Source organism: Mesorhizobium sp. M2C.T.Ca.TU.002.02.1.1, assembly GCF_003997225.1.
On sequence record NZ_RZTO01001005.1, the window covers coordinates 1 to 1,964 of the forward strand.

The 1,964-nt window shown below is 68.1% G+C and carries 1 protein-coding gene; it reads right to left on the reverse strand.

Translation table 11 applies throughout. From position 1 onward, the window contains the following. Positions 1–1,950 (reverse strand): cobaltochelatase subunit CobN (locus tag EOD07_RS32615; protein ID WP_245470582.1); only part of this gene is annotated, 1,950 nt, incomplete at its 3' end. Positions 1,951–1,964: the final 14 nt, after the last annotated feature.

Below are 1,964 nucleotides of genomic sequence, written 5' to 3' on the forward strand. Positions count from 1 at the left end.
GCTCTGCATATAGCTGCGCACGACTTCTTCCGCTGCCGCCTGGCCGAGATCGTGGGCGGTCGGCGTCGGCATGGTGCGCGGGTCGGAGGTGAAGAGGTTGCGGCCGGTGGGCAAGACATCAGAACGTCCCCGCGCGGGCGCGCCGGCCGGACCTGCCTTGACGTGGCGGCCGTCGAGGGCGGCGAGCAGGTTCGCTTTCTCGGCCTCGGCGCTTTGCCGGCGCAGCGGATCGACCTCGTCTTCCGGCGCGCGACCGTAGACATGCAGCCCGTCCTTGACGGCGAAATCCTTGAGGTCGCAGAGCCAGGCGTCGATGCGGCGCAGCGCTTCGTCGGGTTGGTCGGTCTTGGCGACGCCGGCTTCCGAGGCAAGCCCGGTCTTGCGCGCCGTCTCGACGATCAGCTTTGCCAGGCGGTCCCGGCGGCGGCGGTCGAGGCCGTCGGCCTGGGCATATTCATCGACCAGCCTTTCGAGCCTCTGCTGGGCCTCATCGAGGCCGGCGCCGGTGAGCGGCGGCGGCAGGTGGCCGAGCGTGACGGCCGCAATGCGGCGCTTGGCCTGTGCCGCTTCGCCCGGATTGGAGACGATGAACGGATAAATGACCGGCAGCGAGCCGGTGACGATCTCGGGGAAGCAGGTGTCAGAGAGCGCTACGGCCTTGCCCGGCAGCCATTCCAGCGTGCCATGCGCGCCGACATGGACGATGGCATGGACGCCGAGCGATTTTTGCAGCCAGAGGCCGAAGGCGATCAATTCGTGGCGCGGGGGCAGCGTCGGGTCGTGGTAGTCGGCGCGGCGATCGGCGGAGCGGCCGCGGTCGGGGGCCAGCGCCACGGTGACGTTGCCGAAGGTCGCGGCGCGGAAGGGGAAGTGTGGCGGGGCGGCAGCCTTCAAAGGCAGGCGTTCCGTCGCCCCCCTCTCTGTCCTGCCGGACATCTCCCCCTCAAGGGGGGAGATTATTCCTTGCGCCTGGCTTTCGCCAATTTTCGGACTAGCAAGGGGGGAGCTGGCGGCGGAGCTGCCAATCTCCCCCCTTGAGGGGGAGATGTCCGGCAGGACAGAGAGGGGGGCCTCGCGCAACCCTATCTGGTCTTCCGCGCTGCCCCAGGCAGCCCTGACTGCGTCACGCGCGCCGTCCGGCAGTTCCGTGGACAATTGCAGGTAGTCTTCTGAACTCAACCCGTGCCCACCCACCTCCAGCGCATCCAGCAATTCCCGCGGCGATTGCGGAATCCCTTCAACTGCATAGCCCTGTTCCTTCAGGTCCTGCAGCATGGCGAGCACGCTGGACGGCACATCAAGCCCAACGGCATAGCCGGTCCGCCCCGGGGCGCTCGGGTAATCCGGGATCAGGATGGCAAGCTTGCGCTCGGCCCGCTCAGTCCGCTGCAGGCGAACAGACGCCGCGATGCGCTTGGCCACCTGCGCCACGCGGTCGGCCTCCGGCCGGTTGGCGAAAGCGCGGAAGGCCAGCGCCGGATCGGACTCGACCTCGCCCTTGAAGGAGATGGCGCCGGCGAGGATACGGCCGTCAAGCTCGGGCAGGACGACATGCATGGCAAGGTCGGCTGGCGCCAGGCCGCGCTGGTTCTTTTCCCAGACCTCGCGCCTGGTGGTGGCGACGATGACCTGGAAGACGGGCACGCCGGCGCGGTCGAACAGGGTTTCGGCGCCGGGTTCGGCGCCGGAGGCAAAGGCTGTGGCGGTGATGATGGCCGAGGGGCTTAGTGCGGCGATGGCGTTTTCGACGAAGGCCAGGGACGCCGGGTCCTTGAGGCTGGAGACGAAGATCGGCACCGGCGCCATGCCTTGCGAGCGTAGTGCGTCGACCAGCGCATCGATCGGCGTAACATCAGCGGCCAGCAGCATCGAGCGGTAGAAGAGAATTGGAACGACAGGGACGCTGTCGACGTCGAGTTCCTTCGCCCCCCTCTCTGTCCTGCCGGACATCTCCCCCTCAAGGG